The sequence below is a fragment of the Kitasatospora sp. NPDC088861 genome (assembly GCF_044750105.1).
GTDB lineage: Bacteria > Actinomycetota > Actinomycetes > Streptomycetales > Streptomycetaceae > Kitasatospora.
Window position 1 is genome coordinate 241,308 of the sequence record NZ_JBIVJF010000007.1, and the last position, 18,609, is coordinate 259,916.

At 73.9% G+C, this 18,609-nt stretch carries 18 protein-coding genes; 13 read left to right on the forward strand and 5 right to left on the reverse strand.

Annotation, left to right across the window (positions count from 1 at the left end; translation table 11 throughout):
• Window positions 1-35: 35 nt before the first annotated feature.
• From ACIP37_RS16025 to ACIP37_RS16055, 7 genes are all read left to right on the forward strand, one after another.
• Window positions 36-1,127 carry an amidohydrolase family protein gene (locus ACIP37_RS16025; RefSeq protein WP_363580543.1) on the forward strand — a complete coding sequence of 364 codons (1,092 nt, stop codon included), beginning with the start codon at window positions 36-38 and terminating at the stop codon, window positions 1,125-1,127.
• A 104-nt stretch (window positions 1,128-1,231) separates the two neighbouring features.
• Window positions 1,232-1,909 carry a uracil-DNA glycosylase gene (locus ACIP37_RS16030; protein WP_400807513.1) on the forward strand — a complete coding sequence of 226 codons (678 nt, stop codon included), beginning with the start codon at window positions 1,232-1,234 and terminating at the stop codon, window positions 1,907-1,909.
• 184 nt (window positions 1,910-2,093) lie between these two features.
• Entirely contained in the window at window positions 2,094-3,149 is a 1,056-nt protein-coding gene (locus ACIP37_RS16035) for an SCO1860 family LAETG-anchored protein (protein WP_400807516.1), read from the forward strand.
• 220 nt (window positions 3,150-3,369) lie between these two features.
• A complete protein-coding gene (gene glnII, locus ACIP37_RS16040; RefSeq protein WP_363580549.1) occupies window positions 3,370-4,392 on the forward strand; it encodes a glutamine synthetase in 1,023 nt (340 codons plus the stop codon).
• A gap of 217 nt (window positions 4,393-4,609) precedes the next feature.
• On the forward strand, window positions 4,610-5,707 hold the full coding sequence (locus tag ACIP37_RS16045; RefSeq protein ID WP_400807519.1) for an LLM class flavin-dependent oxidoreductase: 1,098 nt from the start codon (window positions 4,610-4,612) through the stop codon (window positions 5,705-5,707).
• A gap of 49 nt (window positions 5,708-5,756) precedes the next feature.
• On the forward strand, window positions 5,757-6,287 hold the full coding sequence (locus tag ACIP37_RS16050) for a hypothetical protein (RefSeq protein WP_400807522.1): 531 nt from the start codon (window positions 5,757-5,759) through the stop codon (window positions 6,285-6,287).
• The gene (locus ACIP37_RS16055) at window positions 6,284-7,075 is read left to right on the forward strand and encodes an MOSC domain-containing protein (RefSeq protein WP_363580555.1); all 792 of its coding nucleotides are present in this window, start codon (window positions 6,284-6,286) and stop codon (window positions 7,073-7,075) included. The genes ACIP37_RS16050 and ACIP37_RS16055 overlap by 4 nt, the downstream gene beginning before the upstream one ends.
• Window positions 7,076-7,122: 47 nt before the next feature.
• On the opposite strand, the gene cobC is transcribed toward ACIP37_RS16055, so the two are convergent.
• Entirely contained in the window at window positions 7,123-8,169 is a 1,047-nt protein-coding gene (gene cobC, locus ACIP37_RS16060) for an Rv2231c family pyridoxal phosphate-dependent protein CobC (protein ID WP_400807523.1), read from the reverse strand.
• Entirely contained in the window at window positions 8,166-9,542 is a 1,377-nt protein-coding gene (locus ACIP37_RS16065) for a cobalamin biosynthesis protein (protein WP_400807526.1), read from the reverse strand. The genes cobC and ACIP37_RS16065 overlap by 4 nt, the downstream gene beginning before the upstream one ends.
• A 243-nt stretch (window positions 9,543-9,785) precedes the next feature.
• On the opposite strand from ACIP37_RS16065, the gene ACIP37_RS16070 reads away from it, so the two are divergent.
• The 4 genes from ACIP37_RS16070 (at window position 9,786) to ACIP37_RS16085 (ending at window position 13,962) form a co-directional block, all read left to right on the forward strand.
• On the forward strand, window positions 9,786-10,733 hold the full coding sequence (locus tag ACIP37_RS16070; RefSeq protein ID WP_400807528.1) for an alkaline phosphatase family protein: 948 nt from the start codon (window positions 9,786-9,788) through the stop codon (window positions 10,731-10,733).
• Window positions 10,734-10,738: 5 nt separating this feature from the next.
• A complete protein-coding gene (locus ACIP37_RS16075) occupies window positions 10,739-12,067 on the forward strand; it encodes an MFS transporter (protein WP_363627924.1) in 1,329 nt (442 codons plus the stop codon).
• Window positions 12,064-13,098, forward strand: a complete 1,035-nt coding sequence (locus ACIP37_RS16080) for a TolB-like translocation protein (protein ID WP_363580565.1) — start codon at window positions 12,064-12,066, stop codon at window positions 13,096-13,098. The genes ACIP37_RS16075 and ACIP37_RS16080 overlap by 4 nt, the downstream gene beginning before the upstream one ends.
• Window positions 13,099-13,164: 66 nt before the next feature.
• Complete coding sequence (locus tag ACIP37_RS16085; protein ID WP_400807533.1) at window positions 13,165-13,962, forward strand: hypothetical protein; 798 nt, start codon at window positions 13,165-13,167, stop codon at window positions 13,960-13,962.
• A gap of 32 nt (window positions 13,963-13,994) precedes the next feature.
• Here the strand turns inward: ACIP37_RS16085 and ACIP37_RS16090 are convergent, their stop codons facing one another.
• Window positions 13,995-14,954: a hypothetical protein gene (locus tag ACIP37_RS16090; RefSeq protein WP_400807536.1), complete on the reverse strand. Its 960-nt coding sequence runs from the start codon at window positions 14,952-14,954 to the stop codon at window positions 13,995-13,997.
• Window positions 14,955-14,975: 21 nt separating this feature from the next.
• On the reverse strand, window positions 14,976-15,779 hold the full coding sequence (locus ACIP37_RS16095) for a serine hydrolase (RefSeq protein ID WP_400807539.1): 804 nt from the start codon (window positions 15,777-15,779) through the stop codon (window positions 14,976-14,978).
• A 551-nt stretch (window positions 15,780-16,330) separates the two neighbouring features.
• On the opposite strand from ACIP37_RS16095, the gene ACIP37_RS16100 reads away from it, so the two are divergent.
• Window positions 16,331-16,507, forward strand: coding sequence for a hypothetical protein (locus ACIP37_RS16100; protein WP_400844001.1), 177 nt, complete (start codon window positions 16,331-16,333; stop codon window positions 16,505-16,507).
• A gap of 210 nt (window positions 16,508-16,717) precedes the next feature.
• Window positions 16,718-17,191: a hypothetical protein gene (locus ACIP37_RS16105; RefSeq protein WP_363627922.1), complete on the forward strand. Its 474-nt coding sequence runs from the start codon at window positions 16,718-16,720 to the stop codon at window positions 17,189-17,191.
• Between the two features lie 23 nt (window positions 17,192-17,214).
• Here ACIP37_RS16105 and ACIP37_RS16110 read toward each other — a convergent pair whose 3' ends face one another.
• A complete protein-coding gene (locus ACIP37_RS16110) occupies window positions 17,215-18,603 on the reverse strand; it encodes a cobyrinate a,c-diamide synthase (protein ID WP_363580681.1) in 1,389 nt (462 codons plus the stop codon).
• Between the last annotated feature and the right edge of the window lie 6 nt (window positions 18,604-18,609).

Genomic DNA, 18,609 nt, shown 5'->3' on the forward strand with positions numbered 1-18,609 from the left:
TTACAGGGAACACCCCCGTCGGTAGAGTGCGGGCCATGAGCGATGGCGCGGTGCTGCACGTCCGGGGTCGGGTGCTGGTCGGTCCGGAGGACGTCCGGGACGAACTCTGGGTCGTGGACGGCCGGGTGAGCTTCACCTGCCCGCCCGGCGCCGAGGACGTCCGGACGGTGACCGGCTGGGTGCTGCCCGGCCTGGTGGACGCGCACTGCCACGTCGGCCTGGACGCGCACGGCGCCGTCGACGCGGAGACCAGCGAGAAGCAGGCGCTCACCGACCGTGACGCCGGCACCCTGCTGATCCGCGACGCCGGCTCGGCCGCCGACACCCGGTGGATCGACGAGCGCGAGGACCTGCCCCGGATCATCCGCGCCGGGCGGCACATCGCCCGCACCCGCCGCTACATCCGCAACTACGCGCACGAGATCGAGCCCGGCGACCTCGCCGCGTACGTCCGCGCGGAGGCCCGGCGCGGCGACGGCTGGGTGAAGCTGGTCGGCGACTGGATCGACCGCGAGCGCGGCGACCTCGCCGCCTGCTGGCCCGGCGACGCGCTGGCCGAGGCGATCGCGGCGGCGCACGAGGAAGGCGCGCGGGTCACCGCGCACTGCTTCGCCGCCGAGTCGCTGCCGGACCTGCTGGCGGCCGGCATCGACTGCATCGAGCACGCCACCGGACTGACCGAGGAACTGATCCCGGCCTTCGCCGAGCGCGGCGTGGCGATCGTCCCGACGCTGGTCAACATCGCCACCTTCCCGGGCCTGGCGGCCGGCGGCGAGGGCAGGTTCCCAGCCTGGGCGGCCCACATGCGGCGGCTGCACGAGCGCCGCTACGCCACCGTCGGCGCCGCGCACGATGCCGGCATCCCGGTGTTCGTCGGCACGGACGCGGGCGGCTCGCTGGCGCACGGGCTGGTCGCGGAGGAGGTGGCGGAACTGGTGAAGGCGGGGCTGAGCCCGGCGCAGGCGCTGTCGGCGGCCAGTTGGGGTGCGCGGGAGTGGCTGGGGCGGCCGGGGCTGGAGGAGGGGGAGTCGGCCGACTTCGTGGTGTACGGGGAGGACCCGCGGGCGGACGTCCGGGTGCTCGCCGACCCCCGGCTGGTGGTGCTGCGCGGCCGGCCGGTGGGGTGAGCGGGTGGCCCGTCATGGCCGGCCGCCGGGCCGGACGGCTCCGGGCTCGTGTGCATGATCATCCGCTGAACGCGCTGTCGGTGTAGGCCGATAGGGTGGCCACCATGGCACCGCGTCCACTGAACGAGATCGTCGAGCCCGGTTGGGCCACCGCCCTGGAGCCCGTCGGCGGGCAGGTCGCCGCCATGGGCGACTTCCTGCGCGCCGAACTGGCCGCCGGCCGTACCTACCTGCCGTCCGGGCCGAACGTGCTGCGGGCCTTCCAACAGCCCTTCGCCGACGTGCGGGTGCTGATCGTCGGACAGGACCCGTACCCGACCCCGGGCCACGCCGTCGGGCTCAGCTTCTCGGTGGCGCCGGAGACCCGGCCGATCCCGGCCAGCCTGATCAACATCTTCCAGGAGTACGGCAGCGACCTCGGCCTGCCCCAGCCGTCCAACGGCGACCTCACCCCGTGGACGCGGCAGGGCGTCCTGCTGCTCAACCGCGCGCTGACCACCGCGCCGCGCAAGCCCGCCGCGCACCGGGGCAAGGGCTGGGAGGAGGTCACCGAGCAGGCGATCCGGGCTCTTGTGGCGCGCGGCGGCCCGCTGGTGGCGATCCTGTGGGGGCGCGACGCCCGCAACCTGCGGCCGCTGCTCGGAGACGTCCCGGCGATCGAGTCGGCGCACCCGAGCCCGTACTCGGCGAGCGGCGGCTTCTTCGGCTCGCGGCCGTTCAGCCGGGCGAACGAGCTGCTGGCGCGGCAGGGGGCGCAGCCGGTGGACTGGCGACTGCCGTAGCAGACCGGAGTCAGTGGCAGACGTCAATCTCACTCCAACGAGTGAAATGACGTTCTGTGTGACTCCTGTGACGGACTGTTCGAGAAGACTGGCGGCTCACCGTTCGGAACGCCGGCCCCTCCCCGCCTGTCGCGGGTGACGTCTGGGCGCGCTCCGGATCAACAGCACCTGTGGGGGTACCGCCATGTCTTCTCGTTCCACCCGTTCCGCCGGCTCCGCCCGCTCCGTCCGTTCCGTCCGCCGAACCGCTTCCGCCGCCGCCGTGGTCGCGGCCTGCACGCTGCTCACCGTCCCGCCCGCGTGCGCCGCCCCGGCGGCCACTGCGTCGTCCTCTCCGTCGTCCGCCGCCTCGCCCGGCAAGGCGCGCGCCGTCACCGCCGAACTCGCCCTGGACGTCAGCCTGTTGAACAAGACGGTCGACGTCCCGGTGGACCTCGCGCTCAACAAGGTGGAGACGCCGGCCCAGCGCGAGGGCTCGCTCCTCACCGCCAAGGTCGACGGCGTCGACCAGCAGGGCCCGGTCACCCTGGTCAAGGCCGACATCGGCACGGCCGTGACCCGCATCGACGCCAAGGGCACCGCCGCCTCCGTCAAGCTGGTCAACGCCGACGTGCACGCCCCCGGCCTGCCCGCCACCACGCTGATCGGCCTGGAGGCGATGAGCGCCGAGGCGACCTGCCCCGTCGACGGGCAGCCGACCGCCGACGTCGTCGCGCCCGCCAAGCTGACGGTGCTCGGCAAGCCCGTCACCATCGGCCTGTACGGGCCGACCAAGGTGGACGTGCCGCTGATCGGCAGCGTGTCGGTGGAGCTCTCCAAGAAGAGCACCACCTCGACCACCGCCGCCGCCTCCGCCCTGGAGGTCCAGGTGGAGGTGAACCCGCTGAACCTGAACGTCGCCAAGGTCACCGGCAGGATCACCGTGGCCTCGGTGAGCTGCGAGAAGCCCTCCGCGCCGGCTGTCGGCGCGACCCCGACCCAGGCCCCGACGTCGCCCGCGCCGACCGGCACCGCCGCCACCGCCCAGCCGGTCGCCGACACCACCACCCGCGCCGTCGTCCCGCAGGCCGCCACCGAGAAGCCTGGCCCGTCGGAGAAGCCGGCCGCCGGCCTCGCCGCGACCGGCGGCAGCAGCGCCACCGGCCCGCTGGCCGTCGGGGCCGCCGCCCTCGTCGCCGGCGGGGCCGGCGCCCTGTGGGCCACCCGGCGCCGCCGGGCCGCGCACGCCCGCCGGCACTGAGCCCCGGCCCCTCGCGGTGCGGGAGCGCCACCCGGGGTGCCACCTCGGCACCCCGGGTGCCACCCCGCCACTCCGGATGTCGCCCTGGCACTCCCGCACCGTGACCGTGCCATCACGGAGGGTTGGTTCACATCCGCGTTACACGAGAGGAACAACCGGGAAACGGCGGCTTGCGACGCTACGCGGGCACCCACCACCCAGCAATGCGAGGTACACCGCCGTGGCAATCAAGGCCGAGTACATCTGGATCGACGGCACCAAGCCGACCGCGAAGCTCCGTTCCAAGACTCGGGTCCTGCCCAACGCGGACAAGATCCCGACCTGGGGTTTCGACGGCTCCTCGACCAACCAGGCGGAGGGCCACGCCTCGGACCGCGTGCTGGACCCGGTGAAGGTCGTGCCGGACCCGATCCGCGGCGGTGACAACATCCTCGTCCTGTGCGAGGTGCTGGAGACCGACGGCACCCCGCACAAGTCCAACACCCGCGCCCTGCTGCGCGAGGTCGACGAGAAGTACGCGGCCCAGGAGTCGATCTTCGGCATCGAGCAGGAGTACACCTTCTTCAAGGGCTCCCGCCCGCTCGGCTTCCCGGAGGGCGGCTTCCCGGCCCCGCAGGGCGGCTACTACTGCGGCATCGGCGCCGAGGAGGTCTTCGGCCGCGAGATCGTCGAGCTGCACCTGGACCGCTGCATCGACGCCGGCCTGGCGATCTGCGGCATCAACGCCGAGGTCATGCCCGGCCAGTGGGAGTTCCAGATCGGCCCGGTCTCCTCGCTGACCGTCTCGGACGACCTGTGGATCGCCCGCTACCTGCTGTACCGCACCGCCGAGGAGTTCGGCATCGACGCCACCCTGGACGCCAAGCCGGTCAGGGGCGACTGGAACGGCGCGGGTGCGCACACCAACTTCTCCACCAGGGCGATGCGCGAGGGCTACGACGCCATCATCACCGCCTGCGAGTCCCTCGGCGCCTCCCAGGACAAGGTGTTGGAGCACGTCAGCCAGTACGGCGACGACATCCAGTCCCGCCTGACCGGCAAGCACGAGACCGCCCCGTGGAACGTCTACAGCTACGGCGTCTCCAACCGCGGCGCCTCGGTCCGCATCCCGTGGCAGGTCGAGGTGGAGCAGAAGGGCTACATCGAGGACCGTCGCCCGAACGCCAACATCGACCCGTACGTCGTCACCCGCCTCATGATCAACACCTGCTGCGAGGCCCTGGAGAAGGCCGGCCAGGTCTGATCCGCCCCCGCTCCGCACCGGCCGCCGGTCCTCCCGTACGAGGGAGGGCCGGCGGCCGTCGTCGTCGGGCATAATCGCTCGCATGACCGCTTCCGCCCGCCGTGTCCTCGTGCGACGTCTGCACGTGGACCTGGTGCGGGTGTGCGCGGCCGCGTGTTGCCGGTGAGTGTCTCCGTCCTCATCCCGCAGGCAACCCGGCGTAGGAGTGTGTCCGTTCATGTCGCTCGTGTTCCACTGGTTCCTTCCCACCAACGGTGACAGTCGGCAGATCGTCGGGGGTGGTCACGGGTCCACGCCGGGGGTGGCGGGGGCGGACCGGCCGCCGAGCCTGGGGTACCTGGGGCAGGTCGCCCGCAGCGCGGAGCAGTTGGGGTTCGAGGGGGTGCTGACGCCGACCGGGGCGTGGTGCGAGGACGCCTGGCTGACGACGGCGATGCTGACGCAGGTGACGGAGCGGCTGAAGTACCTGGTGGCGTTCCGGCCCGGGCAGATCAGCCCGACGCTGGCCGCGCAGATGGCCGCGACGTACCAACGGCAGTCCGGCGGACGGCTGTTGCTGAACGTGGTGACCGGCGGGGAGTCCGCCGAGCAGCGCGCCTACGGGGACTTCCTGGACAAGGACGCCCGGTACGCGCGGACCGGGGAGTTCCTGGACATCGTCCGGCGGCTGTGGGCGGGCGGGACGGTCGACCACCACGGGCCCCATCTGCGGGTCGAGCGGGCCCGGCTGAACCGGCTGCCGGAGCCGGTGCCGACGGTGTACTTCGGCGGCTCGTCCCCGGCGGCCGGCGAGGTCGCGGCGCAGTCCGCGGACGTCTACCTGACCTGGGGCGAACCGCCCGCCCAGGTGCGGGAGAAGATCCGCTGGATCCGCGAACTCGCCGCCGCCCGCGGGCGGGTGGTGCGGTTCGGGATCCGGCTGCACGTGATCACCCGGGACACCGCCGCGCAGGCCTGGGCGGAGACCGAGCGGCTGCTCGCCGGAATGGACCCGGGGCTCGTGCGCCGGACCCAGCGGGCGCTCGCCGAGAGCGAGTCGGAGGGCCAGCGGCGGATGCTCGCGCTGCACGGCGGATCGGCCGAGCGGCTGGAGGTGTACCCGGGGCTGTGGGCCGGGATCGGCCTGCTGCGCGGCGGCGCCGGGACGGCCCTGGTGGGCAGCCACCGGGAGGTCGCGGACCTGATCACCGAGTACCACGAGCTGGGGATCGACGAGTTCGTGCTGTCGGGCATGCCGCACCTGGAGGAGGCGTACTGGTTCGGCGAGGGCGTGCTGCCGCTGCTGGCCGCCCGCAACCTGTGGCACCGGCCGTGAACCCGCAAACCGCTGGTCAATCCGCCGGGTCGGCCGGAGAATTCACGGCATGACGCTGCCCCTGCTCCTCCTCGACGTGGACGGACCGCTCAACCCCTACGCCGCGCCGACGACCCGGCGGCCGGAGGGGTACGACACCCACCGCCTGCTCCCGACCTGGTGGGCGGACCGGCAGGCGCACTACTCCCACGCGCGGGCGAAGCCGCTGCGGGTGTGGCTGAACCCGGCGCACGGGCCGGAACTGCTCGGCCTGCCGTACGAACTGGTGTGGGCCACCGGCTGGATGGGCGAGGCGAACACCCACATCGGCCCGAACCTCGGACTGCCCGAACTCCCCTACATCCAGTGGACGGACCTGTTCGGGGAGGACCCGGACGGCCTGCACTGGAAGACCCGGGACGTGGTCGCCTGGGCGGACGGCCGCCCGTTCGCCTGGGTGGACGACGAACTGGGCCCGCAGGACACCGCCTGGATAGCCGCCCACCACCCCGCCCCGGCACTCACGTTCCACGTCAACCCCCGAATCGGCCTGCTGGCCGCCGACTTCATGGCCCTGCGCGAATGGGCGGTCGCGGCATGAGGATCGGGACGGTCGAACGGCTGCGGCGCTACCCGGTGAAGTCGCTGCTGGGGGAGGAACTGGCGGCGGTCGGGGTGGACGGGCGCGGCCTGGAGCGGGACCGCGGCCGCGCCCTGCTCGACCTCGACACCGGGAAGGTCGCCAGCGCCAAGAACCCGCGGCTGTGGGCGGGCCTGCTCGGTTACACGGCGGCGACCACGGCGGGCGGCGTGGTGATCACCGGCCCGGACGGGCGGTGCGTGGACGAGGAGGAGCTGTCGGCGGCGCTCGGCCGCAAGGTCGCCCTGATCGCCGAGTGCCCGCCCGGGGCAACGATCGAGCGGGCCGTGCCGGAGGAGGTGCTGGCGCACGGCATCGAGGCCGAAGTCGACGTCACCGTGAACGAGTTGGGCCGGGCCGCGCCGGACGGCGGCTTCTTCGACTTCGCCCCGCTGCACCTGGTCACCACCTCGACGCTGGCCGCGACCGGCGCCGAGGCGGAGCGCTACCGGCCGAACCTGGTGATCCGCACCGAGGGCGAGGGGTACGTCGAGAACGCCTGGGTGGGGCGGGAGTTGGCGATCGGGCCGGTGCTGCGGCTGCGCGTCGTGGTGCCCACGCCGCGCTGCGCCGTCCCGACCCTGCGGCACGGCCCGCTGCCCCGGAGCACGTCCGCCCTGCGCGTCCCGGCCGAGCGGAACCGCCTGGTCCCGTTGGAGGGCATGCCCGCGCTGCCCTGCGCGGGGGTGTACGCGCAGGTGCTGGTGCCCGGCCGGGTCGCGGTGGGGGATGCGATCAGGCTGGACTGAGGAGGGGTCGGGGCGGCGGTCAGGCGGGGTCGGGGCGGTGGCGGGGGTCAGGCTGGGCCGAGGACGGCGGCGAGGGCGTCCAGGAAGCGGTCGGTGGTGGCCTCGTCCCGGACGGCGATCCGCAGCCACTCCTCGCCCAGCCCCGGGAAGGTGTCCCCGCGCCGGACGGCGAAGCCGCGCCCGCGCAGCCGCTCCCGGACGGCCGCCGCCTCCGGCAGCCGTACCAGGGCGAAGGACGCGGCCGGCTCGCCGTACACCCGAAGAGTCGGGAAGGCGGCCAGGCCCTTCAGCAAGTACGTCCGCCACAAGGCCAGTTCGGCGGCGGCTGCCTCCGCCTCGGCCAGCGCGGCCGGGCCGCTGCACGCCTCGGCGGCGGCCAGCGCGGGGGTGGAGACCGGCCAGAGCGGCTGGGCGGCGCCGAGTGCGGCGATCAGTGGCGCGGGCCCGAGGACGTAACCGATCCGCAGTCCGGCCAGGCCCCAGGTCTTGGTGAGGCTGCGCAGGACGACGACCTGGCCGGGCAGGTCCCGGGCCGGGGCGAGGGACTCGCGTTCGCCGGGCACGGTGTCCATGAACGCCTCGTCGACCACCAGGGTGCGTCCGGGGCGGGCGAGTGCGGCGACGGCGTCGGCGGGGTGCAGGACGGAGGTCGGGTTGGTGGGGTTGCCGAGGACGACCAGGTCGGCCTCCTCCGGGACGGCCCCCAGCCGGAACCCGTCCTCGGGGGACAGCAGCACCCGGTGCACCTGGTGTCCGGCGTCCCGCAGAGCCGCCTCTGGTTCGGTGAACTGCGGGTGCACGACGACGATGTGACGTGCCGTCAGGACACGGGCCAGCAGGACGAAGGCCTCCGCCGCCCCCGAGGTGAGCAGCACCTCGTCGGCCGGCCGCCGGTGCCGGGCGGCCACCGCGGCGCGGGCGGCGCCCTGGTCGGGGTAGGCGGCGAGGTCGCCGAGGGTGGCCGCGAGCCGGTCGCGCAGCCAGGCCGGGGGTGTGCCGGTGCGGACGTTGACGGCGAGGTCGACCAGGCCGGACCCGTCGGCGCGCACCTCGGCGTCGCCGTGGTGGCGCAGGTCGGGTTCGGGGGCGGTCACGCGGGGTCTCCTTGCGGGTGGGCGGGCACATCGGGGGCGAGCGGATGAAGGGGCAGCCCCGGGACGCGGTGGACGTCGTACGGGCCCGGCGGCACGCTCAGTGCCGCGCCGTCGCCGAGGGCGACCAGTGCGACGGCGTGCCCGTGCGCGGCCAGGTCAACAGCCAGGTCAACGGCCGCGTCGGCGGCCAGGTCGACGGCCGCCCCGACGGCCGCCCCGGCGCCGTCGTCCGTCGCGATCCGCCTGGTCCCGGGCCGCAGCAGCTCGGCGACCGCCTCGACCGCGCCCGACGCGCCCACGACCGCCGACGCGCGCCGCAGTTCCGCCAGCGCGCGCGGCACCAGCAGGTCGTGCGCGCCGGGCCCGAGCCCGACGACGGCGAGGCGTCCGCGGACCGCCGCCCGGGCGATCGCGACCGTCGCCGCGGCGGACTTCCGTTTGGTGGCGACGAGTTCGCCGCCCGGGGCGCTCGCCAGGGCGGCCGCCTCGGCGACGCTCGCGGTGCCGACGGCGGCGCCGACCAGGTCGGACGGGTTCGGCACCGCCACCGCGGCCAGGGCCGCCGCCGGGTGCTCGTCCACCGGCACCCCGCCGAGGCAGAACGCGGCCCAGCGCACCTCCGGGTGGTCCGCCTTGCCGGCCACCGTCGCCAGCCGGGCGATCGAGGCGCGGGCCAGGCCGTGTTCGGCCAGGGTGTCCGTGATCAGTCGCATCAGCTCGGAGTCCGTGGCGCCGCCGCCCGCGCCGACCCCGACGACCAGGGTGCGCGGGTGCACGAGGAGCACGTCCTCCTCGGGGTGGGTGCGGTCGGTGACCCGCAGGACGGGGGCGTCGGCGGGCGCGTCGGGACGGGCGGAGGACGGCAGGGCGGGCAGCGGGTGCGCCAGGTCGCTCTCCAGCCGGACCGGTCGGCCCTCGGCGAGCGCCTGCGCGGCCGCCGAGCCGCGCGGCCCGCGGGTGGACGTCGACGCGTGCCCGGCCAGATGCGCGAAGGGCGGGGCGGTGGCCGGGGGAGGGCCGCTGGCCAGGACGGCCCGGACACCGAGCAGGGCGGCGAGTTCCTCGGCCAGCTCGTCGGCGCCGCTGTCGCGCCCGGTCAGCGGGACGGCGTAGCGCAGGTTCAGGTCCAGGCTGACCAGGCCGGGCCCGCCGGGGCGCAGGTGCGAGCCGTCGATCAACAGCCGCACGGTGGCCGCGACCGGCGCGAGGCAGACCACCAGGTCGTCCCGGCCGAGGGCGTAGTCCAGGGCCTCGGTCGGACCGAAGCAGGCACTGACCACCGCGGTGTGGACGCGGGTGGTCTCGGGCCAGGCGGCGTGGATCTCGTCGGCCAGCAGGCGGCCCGTCCCGTTGAGGGCGACCAGTCCGATCACGTCCCGCTCCTTCACCCAAAGCCCCGCGATCCCCGCGCACGAGCATCCGCGATCCCGCCACAAGGGCCCCCGTGATCCCACCACGCCCGGTCGGAACGGGTCAATCGGGGCGGTTGTGACGTGGACCGCCGACGGGCGGCAGCTGTTCGTCTGTTCTTCACTTGTCTTGTGCGGTACACGACACGGCGCGATCCTACTGTTCTCGGCGCTCCAACCAGGCAGCCCCGACGCACGGAGGACCCGATGGCCTTCGCACGACTCCGCACCCCCGGAACCACGTCCCCCCGCCGCCCCTCCCGCCGCCCGCTCCGCCGCCCGCTCCGCCGGCCCCTCACCGCCCTCGCCGCCGGGCTCGGCCTCGTCGGCGGCTCGCTCGGCCTGTGGGCCGCCGGCGGCAGCGCGGCCGCCGACACCACGGGCGGGCTGCCCTCGCCCGACCACGTGATCGTCGTGATGATGGAGAACCACGCCTACTCGCAGGTCATCGGCAGCAGCTCCAGCGCGCCGTACATCAACAACACGCTGGTCGCCGGCGGTGCCGCGCTCACCCAGTCCTTCGCGCTCACCCACCCCAGCCAGCCCAACTACTACATGCTGTTCTCCGGCAGCGCGCAGGGCGTCACCGACGACAGCTGCGTCGACGTCGGCGCCCTCCAGCAGCCCAACCTGGGCTCCGAACTGCTCGCCGCCGGCCGGACCTGGGCCAGCTACAACGAGGGCCTGCCCGCCCAGGGCGCCACCGACTGCCGCGTCGACAACTACGCGCAGAAGCACAACCCGTGGTTCGGCTTCGGCAACGTGCCCGCCTCCAGCGCCTACGGCATGGACGCCTTCCCGACCGACTACACCACCCTGCCCAAGGTCTCCTTCGTCATCCCGGACCTGTGCAACGACATGCACGACTGTTCCGTCGGCACCGGTGACGCCTGGCTGCAGACCAACCTCGCCGCCTACGCGGACTGGGCCAAGAGCCACAACAGCCTGCTCGTGGTCACCTTCGACGAGGACAACCGCCTCGCCGGCAACCGCATCCCGACCGTCGTCTACGGCGCCCACGTCACCCCCGGCAGCAGCACCGGCACCACCTACAACCACTACAACGTGCTGCGCACCCTGGAGGACCTCGCCGGGCTGACCACCCACGCGGGCAACGCCGCCAACGCCACCGACATCACCGGCATCTGGAACTGACGCCCGTGTACGTCGCGGACTCCCGCAGCTCCAAGGCCCCCGCCGCCCCGGCCTCCGCAACGGAGCCGCCGGGGCGGCGGGGCGCCGCCCTGCGCGCCGTACCCGGGACGGTGCTCGCCCTCGGCGCCGTCAGCCTGGTCACCGACATCTCCTCCGAGATGGTCACCGCCGTCCTGCCGCTCTACCTGCTCACCGGCCTCGGCCTCTCCCCGCTCGGGTTCGGGCTGCTGGACGGCATCCAGAACGGGTTCAGCGCACTCGTGCGCCTCGCCGGGGGCCACCTCGCCGACCGCCGCGGCCGTGACGGCGCCGCCCGCCACAAGGCCGTCGCGGCCGTCGGCTACGGCCTGTCCGCGCTCTGCAAACCGCTGCTGCTGCTCGTCCACACCGTGCCGCTGATCGGCGCCGTGATCGCCGTCGACCGCACCGGCAAGGGCCTGCGCACCGCGCCCCGGGACGCGATGATCTCGCTCTCCACCGAACCCGCCCACCGCGGACGGGCGTTCGGCGTGCACCGGGCGATGGACACCGCCGGGGCCCTGCTCGGCCCGCTCACCGCCTTCCTCGTGCTGCGCCTGGCGGGCGGGCCGATGCTCGCCGACGGGGGAGAGCGGCACGGCTACAACGCGGTGTTCACGGTCAGCGCGTGCGTCGCCGCCCTCGGCGTGCTGGTCCTGCTGCTGTTCGTGCCGAACCGGCCGTCGACTGGCGAACCGTCAACTACTGCTCCCACGCTGCGCGACAGCCTCACCCTGCTGCGGCTGCCCGGGCTGCGACGGCTCACGCTCTGCGCCGTCCTGCTCGGACTCACCACCGTCAGCGACTCCTTCCTCTACCTCCTCGTCCAGCGCCGGCTCGGCCTCTCCGTCGACCTGTTCCCGCTGCTGCCGCTCGGCACCGCCGCCGCCTTCCTGCTGCTCGCCGTCCCGCTCGGCGCCCTCGCCGACCGGATCGGCCGCCGCCGGCTCTTCCTCGGCGGGCACGTGCTGCTGCTGCTCGCGTACGGGCTGCTGCTCTCGCCGGCCGGCGGCCCGGCGGTGGCCGTCTGCGTCCTCGTGCTGCACGGCGCCTTCTACGCGGCCACCGACGGCGTGCTCGCCGCCGCCGCGGCCGACGCCGTCCCGGCCGGGCAGCGCGGCGCCGGGCTGGCCCTGGTCGGCACCGGGCAGGCGCTCGCCCGGTTCGCCTGCTCGCTGCTGTTCGGCGCGCTGTGGAGCGCGGTCGGCGGCACCGGCGCGCTGGGCTGGTCGGCGGGGGCGCTCGCGCTCTGCGTGCTCGGCGCGGCCGCCGTCCTGCGTGAACCCGCCACCACCACCGTCGAGGAGAGCCCGTGAACCGACTCCAGAACCGGACCAGGGTGATCATCCTCCTGGTCGCCGTCCTGCTGCTCGGCGCCGTCGGCACCGGGGCCGTCCTCCACGCCGCCGACCGCACCGCCCGGCGCGACCAGGCCCAGCCCGGCGGCCCCGCCGTCACCGAGGGCGCCGTCACCCTGCAGAAGCCCTCCGAGGGGCGGAAGCTGGTCTTCCGCAACATGGCCTGGGGCCCGCACCGCGACGAACTCACCGCCGTCCCCGCCGACCGCCCGGACGGTCCGCGCACCGCCTCCGGCGTCCAGTGCCTGCGCTTCTACGCCGCCGCCGGCACCGGCATCTGCCTCCAGGCCCAGCACGGCGCCCTGGAGGACACCTACCGCGCCGTCGTCCTCGACGACCACCTGCGCGAACGGCGCTCCTACCCGGCGGCCGGCATCCCCACCCGCTCCCGGGTCTCCCCGTCCGGGCACCTCGCCGCCTGGACGGTCTTCGTCAGCGGCGACTCCTACGCGGGCACCGACTTTTCCACCCGCACCTCCATCGTCGACGTCCGCGACTGGAATCTCCGGGACAACCTGGAGACCTTCGACGTGATCAAGGACGGCCACCCCTACCAGGCCCACGACATCAACATCTGGGGCGTGACCTTCGCCGACGACAACACCTTCTACGCGACCCTCGCCACCGCCGGCCACACCCACCTCGTCCGCGGCGACCTCGCCGCCCACACCCTCACCACCCTGCACGAGAACGTCGAGTGCCCCTCGCTCTCCCCGGACGGCACCCGCATCGCGTACAAGAAGCGCGTCCCCGGCCTGTCCCCCGACGCCCCCTGGCGCCTGTACGTCCTCGACCTCGCCACCATGACCGAGACGGCCACCGCCGAACAGCGCAACATCGACGACCAGGCCGTCTGGTCGGACACCGGTACCCTCCTCTACGCTCTGCCCGGCGACTACGGCGCCGACCTGTGGACCGTCCCCGCCGACGGCGGCGGTGCCCCCCGGCGGGTCACCCAGGCCGCGGTCGCCCCCGCCTACCTGGGCTGAGGAACTCTCGGCTACGGTCCCTCGTCGAGCACAATGACGTCCTGATCGAACGGGGGAACGACAATCGTGGACGGCATCCCGCCCGAGCGCGCGGTCACCGACTCCTGGCCGGCCCTGCACGGCCGACCCGTCCTGCGGCGCACCGTCGCCGTCGGACTGGTCCTCTGCGTGTCCGTCGCGGCCGCCCTCGTGGTGCGCGGCGTCAACTCGCTCACCGCCGGCCGCGTCGGCCGCGAGACCGACCGCGACCGCGCCGAACTCCTCGCCGGCCTCCACCCCTCCCAGCACCCCGGTGTCGGCCGCTCCTACGTCCCCGTCGGCGCCGTCTACACCCACACCCCCGACGGCGCCCCCATCGCCTACCTGCACTACCGCGTCGCGGGCAAGGACGTCGGCCTCGGCGACTTCCTCCGCGCCTACGACCTCCCGGCCCCCGGCCCCACCGCACCCCTCCCGGCCGACCTCACCGCCGCCCTCGGCGGCGACGGCCCGGCCGAGGCCCCCGAACTCCTCCCGGACCCTGAGCCCACCCCCACCCCCGACGCCACCACCGCGGACCCGGCGCCCCCGGCGCCCCCGGCGCCCCCGGCACCCCCTGGCCTCCAGGCCGCCGACCCCGACGCCGAACCGGACGCCGACGCCGACCCCACCCCGGACCTCGACGACGAAACCCCCGAGCCCACCCCCTCCGTCACCCTCCCCCTGACCCCGACCCCAACGCTCACCCCGACGCCCACCCCCACTCCCTCCCTCACCCCCACCCCGCCCCCCAGCCACCCCCAGACCACCCGCCGCATCTACGTCGCCACCATCCCCGGCGCCGCCCCCGGCGCCGCCGACATCTACATCCGCGCCACCGGCTGAGGCCACAGCCGCAGCCCGCCGGGTGTCGCAGTTCAGGCCACGTCCCGGTCGATGGTGAACGCCATGACGCTCCCCGGCTGGAGCGGGAAGGGCAACTGGATCAGGCCTGCCGTGTTGTTGAACGGAGCGGGGAAGGTGGCCCGGACACTGGCGCCGTGGGCCGCTCCGAGCGCGCTGATCTCCGAGGCGTTCACGCTCAGGCGGGTAGGTTTGAGAGCAGGGTCGATGGTGAGCCGGTACTCGGCATCGGTGACGTGGCGGAACACCTGAGCCTGGATGCGGACCCGGCGATCGTTGCCCACGAACTTGCGTGCCGTGATGCTCAGCTCGACGAGATGGCCCACGGTGACCTGGGCGTCGCGGGGCACCGAGAAGTGGTCGACCCGGGCTCGTCCGCCGGCGACCGTCTCATGCGTCGAGGGCTTGCGTTCCAGGTCCCGGTTGTCCACCCGGACCGCTCCGATGGTGAAGACCTCGGGATCGTCCGGGTCCAGGTTGTCGTCGATCATCCACCGGAGCAGGCACTCCGGCCCGGTGAATCCGTCCAGGCCGGCATCGTCGTTGGAGGCGAGACATGCGATGGTCACCGTTTTGGGGAGGACATCGATCCGGTAGGAGATCCGGAAGCTCTGGTAGAGGTAGTCGGGGTGGGCGTCGCCTGCCGGCGCAGGTGAGAGCAGGCAGTCGTAGCGGTAGGCGGACAGCGCGCCGGAGAACAGCGGATCGCGTACCGGGCCGAGGACGTCCTGCATGCCGCGAAGGACTGCGCTGTCCACCTGCTCCGTGGTCTCCCGCACGGTGAGGGACCCGATGGCCAGGGTCACGGCCGCTGCCGAGACGAAGGCGCCGCCGATGAGGCTGAGAACGGTGGCGACGACCTGCTGGTGGGTCAGCAGCGCGGCCGCCACCACACACGCCAGTCCCGTGGTGAGTGCGAGGATGTTGACGAGCGCCAGGATCTTGCGCAGTTGTCGCTCTCGAGACACGGCCATGCGGCACCCCCGTGGGCGACGTCAGAGCGCCGCGCCGTCTGCGATGATCCGGACGATCCGCTCGGAGACTTCCCCGATCTCCTGCGCCGCACGAACGTTATCGGACTGATGATCCGTCAGGAACACCATGGCGATGGGAGTGGCCGGGTGGAGGACGATGCCCGCATCGTTGACGATGCCGCGCAGGCTGCCGGTCTTGTGCCGCACCGGGACATCGTCGTCCAGTCGGGACGGAATCCTGTCGTTCCTCAGGTAGTTGACCAGATACCGGCGGATCGGCTCCAGATGCGGCGCCCGGTCGATGTGCTCGACCAGCCGCAGCATGTCCTCGGCGGTGGTGGTGTTGGCGCGTCCGAGGGGGCCGAGTTCACGCTCGGAGAATCCTGCCGGGAAGAGGGTCGCGTGCAGCCCGAGTGTCTTGATCGTGGAGTCGATCCGGTCCTGCCCCAACACCGCGCGAAGGTGCTCGGCCGCTGGATTGTCACTGGTCACCAGGGTGAAACCGCACAACTCCCGTACGGTGACGGTCGAATCGGGATCGAGGGCCTGGAGCACGCTCGGGTACATGGTGCCGGGAAGGGATCCGATGCGGACCCGGGCGTCCAAGTCGACTTCGCCGCGCTCGGCCCACTCGAAGAGCGCGACCCCCAGGATCATCTTCGCCAGGCTTGCGGCGGGCAGCACGAGGTCCGCATGGTGGGCGACGGTGAGCTGAGGATTGCCGAGTGTCTTGACCAGGACGCTGCGCACACCCGCGTTGGCGCCCTGGGTGAACTCCTCGATCTGTGCGGCGACCGCAGTGCGCACGCCGTCGGAATCGACCATCAGGCCATCCCATTCCTTTCGCGCCAGTTGGTTCAGGCTAACCGTCGTCTACCCGCCTGGGGGCATCTAACGCCACGCGTCAGGGTTGAACCGGTTTGGTCGGAAGCGCAGTTGGTAGGAGTGCGCTCGCCGCTGACGAGCCAGGTCTCCGCCGGTGGGGCTCGGCGGGGCGACGGTGTGTTGGTTGGGGGTGGTGGGGTCAGGTGGGCAGGCCGGGGACGGTGGTGATGGCGACGGGGTGGCCCTGGTAAGGCTCCATGGTGGCGCCGACGTTGGCGAGGTGTGGCGGAGGGCGGCGTCCGGGTTGTGGTCGGTTCGGGTGATGAGGACGTAGTGCATGGCGTGTTCCTTGTCCGGGCCGACGAAGGTGAGTGGGAAGAACAGCCCGATGTTGAGCATCCCGAGCACGGCTGCGCGCCCCCACCAGCGCTCCTTGGGCGCCCTCCTCAAGGCCGCCATGGTCACCTCCGGCGCCCATCACCAACCGGGTCGACCGTCTCTCCACCAAAGGCCTGGTCGAACGCAACCCCTGCCCCGACGACCGCCGCGTCGTGCTGGTCCGCCTCACCCTGGCCGGCAAGGAGCTCATCGACACCGCGCTGGCCGGCCACGTCCGCAACGAGGAGCGCATCCTCGCGGGTCTCGACGCCGAGGAGCGTGCCCAGCTCGACACCCTGCTGCGCAAGCTCCTCGTCGCCCACGGCGACACCGAGCCCCTGCTGGGCTGAGCGCGCCCCCGGCGTCTGCGCCTGAACCGCCGCGCGGTCCGGCGCTTCGGCGTACGTTGGGGGGCCGGGGCGGCCCCGCGGTGACGGTCGGTCCGGACGTGCGCGGGCGGTGTCAGCAGCGGCAGGCGGCCGTAGTGGTCGGGCAGTTCGCGTGTCCGTGGCCTCCCCGGTGGCGTTAACCCGGCGGGAACCGCACCGGAGGAGGAGCCCATGAAGGACAAGACCCCCAGGGACATCGCCGTCGACGACCAGCTGCGGGCGGCAGGGGCGGAGGGCGCCCAGTGGCTCAGTGCCGCCGGGTGGGGGTCGCCGGTGACGGTCCCGGTGCAGAAGGCCGCCAGGTGGCAGCAGGAGACCAGGGCCCGGATGCTGGCGGCGCAGGCGGACGAGTCCTGCACGTGGTGCGTCCACCTGCTCAACGGCGGCCCCCAGCCCGTGGTCGTCCACGCCGAGCACCCGACCCACCTGGTCTGCCGCGCCTGCTCCATCGCCGCCCGCCCCCGCCGCGCCTGCCTGGACTGCGGCGGGCCGGCCGCCTCCGCCTCCCCGGCGGACGGCCGCGAGGACGTCTTCATGGGCCCGGTGGCGATCTACACCCGCCTCCGCTGCGCCACCTGCCACCGCGCCGACCGCCCCGACCGCCCCGACCCCCTGACCGGCACCTTCGGCAACGGCCCGTCCTGAGACGGGCAGGGCCCGAGGGGGGGTCACGGTGACGCGGGGTTCCCGGGGGTCGCCTGGTAGGTGGCTGCGGCGGAGGTGAAGGAGGTGGCCAGGGACGGGGCTCCGGCCCAGTGCAGGTGCAGGTAGGAGGCGTGGACGTGGCTGCCCGCGAAGCCCTCGGTGCGGGGGCCGGTGGGCAGGCGCCAGCCCCAGGCGGGGTGCTCGCCCGCGCCCGGTTCGCAGACCGTCCGGTGGAACTCGTGGCCGCGCACCCGGGTGCCGGTCCGGGCGAGCGGGGAGTCGTGCAGGGCGACGGCCTCCCGGTAGCCGAGGGTGAGCCGTTCGGTCATCCGGGCGCCGGTGTCCAGCACGCCGCACATCGGCAGGCCGTCCAACTCGCGTCCCAGGTAGAGGAGTCCGGCGCATTCGGCGGCGATCGGGCCGCCGCCGGCGGCGAACTCCGCGATGGCCCCGCGCAGCGCCGTGTTGCCGCTCAGCTCCCGGACGTACAGTTCGGGGAAGCCGCCGCCGATCACCAGGCCGGCCGTGCCGTCGGGCAGCGCCGAGGCGTGCAGCGGGTCGAAGGGGACGACCTCGGCGCCTGCGGCGGTGAGGAGTTCGGCGTTCTCGGCGTACGAGAAGGAGAACGCGGCGCCGCCCGCCACCGCGATCCGCGGTGTGCCGGCCACCGGGTCGACCTCGGCCGACGGGTTCCACGGTTCGGCGGTCAACTCCGGGGCCGTCCGGGCGAGTTCGAGCAGGGCGTCCAAGTCGACCGAGGCGGCGACGAGTTCACCCATGTCGGCGACGGCGCGCAGGGCCTCCGCCGAGCGCTCCACGGCCGGGATCAGCCCGAGGTGGCGGGACGGCGTGGCGACCGCCGTGGAGCGGCGCAGCGCGCCCAGCACGGGCACGCCCGAGCCTTCCTCCAGGGCCTCGCGCAGGAGGTGCTCGTGCCGGTCGGAGGCGACCCGGTTGAGGATCACCCCGGCGAGGCGCACCTCCGGGTCCCAGGAGGCGAAGCCGTGCACCAGCGCGGCCACCGACCGGGACTGCGAGGAGCCGTCCACCACCAGGACCACGGGCGCCCGCAGCAGCTTGGCGACGTGCGCGGTGGAGGCCAGCTCCCCCCGCCCGGAGGCCCCGTCGAACAGGCCCATGACCCCCTCGACCACCGCGACGTCCGCCCCCGCCGCGCCGTGCAGGAAGAGCGGGGCGATCCGCTCCGGGCCGCACAGGAAGGCGTCCAGGTTGCGGCCCGGGCGCCCGGCGGCGAGCGCGTGGTAGCCCGGGTCGATGTAGTCGGGGCCGACCTTGTGCGGGGACACCGCCAGCCCGCGCGCGGTGAGCGCCGCGATCAGGCCGGTGGCGACGGTGGTCTTGCCGGCGCCCGAGGAGGGCGCGGCGATGACGAGGCGGGGGATGGCGGCCAACGGCCT

What these genes read in the sequence shown, in the direction of transcription:
- ACIP37_RS16090 (WP_400807536.1), bottom strand. Translation starts at nt 14,954, where the DNA reads ATGGCCGTGTCTCGAGAGCGACAACTGCGCAAGATCCTGGCGCTCGTC.
- ACIP37_RS16095 (WP_400807539.1), bottom strand. Translation starts at nt 15,779, where the DNA reads ATGGTCGATTCCGACGGCGTGCGCACTGCGGTCGCCGCACAGATCGAG.
- ACIP37_RS16035 (WP_400807516.1), top strand. Translation starts at nt 2,094, where the DNA reads ATGTCTTCTCGTTCCACCCGTTCCGCCGGCTCCGCCCGCTCCGTCCGT.
- ACIP37_RS16105 (WP_363627922.1), top strand. Translation starts at nt 16,718, where the DNA reads ATGAAGGACAAGACCCCCAGGGACATCGCCGTCGACGACCAGCTGCGG.
- ACIP37_RS16070 (WP_400807528.1), top strand. Translation starts at nt 9,786, where the DNA reads ATGGCCTTCGCACGACTCCGCACCCCCGGAACCACGTCCCCCCGCCGC.
- ACIP37_RS16030 (WP_400807513.1), top strand. Translation starts at nt 1,232, where the DNA reads ATGGCACCGCGTCCACTGAACGAGATCGTCGAGCCCGGTTGGGCCACC.
- ACIP37_RS16025 (WP_363580543.1), top strand. Translation starts at nt 36, where the DNA reads ATGAGCGATGGCGCGGTGCTGCACGTCCGGGGTCGGGTGCTGGTCGGT.
- ACIP37_RS16055 (WP_363580555.1), top strand. Translation starts at nt 6,284, where the DNA reads ATGAGGATCGGGACGGTCGAACGGCTGCGGCGCTACCCGGTGAAGTCG.
- ACIP37_RS16045 (WP_400807519.1), top strand. Translation starts at nt 4,610, where the DNA reads ATGTCGCTCGTGTTCCACTGGTTCCTTCCCACCAACGGTGACAGTCGG.
- ACIP37_RS16050 (WP_400807522.1), top strand. Translation starts at nt 5,757, where the DNA reads ATGACGCTGCCCCTGCTCCTCCTCGACGTGGACGGACCGCTCAACCCC.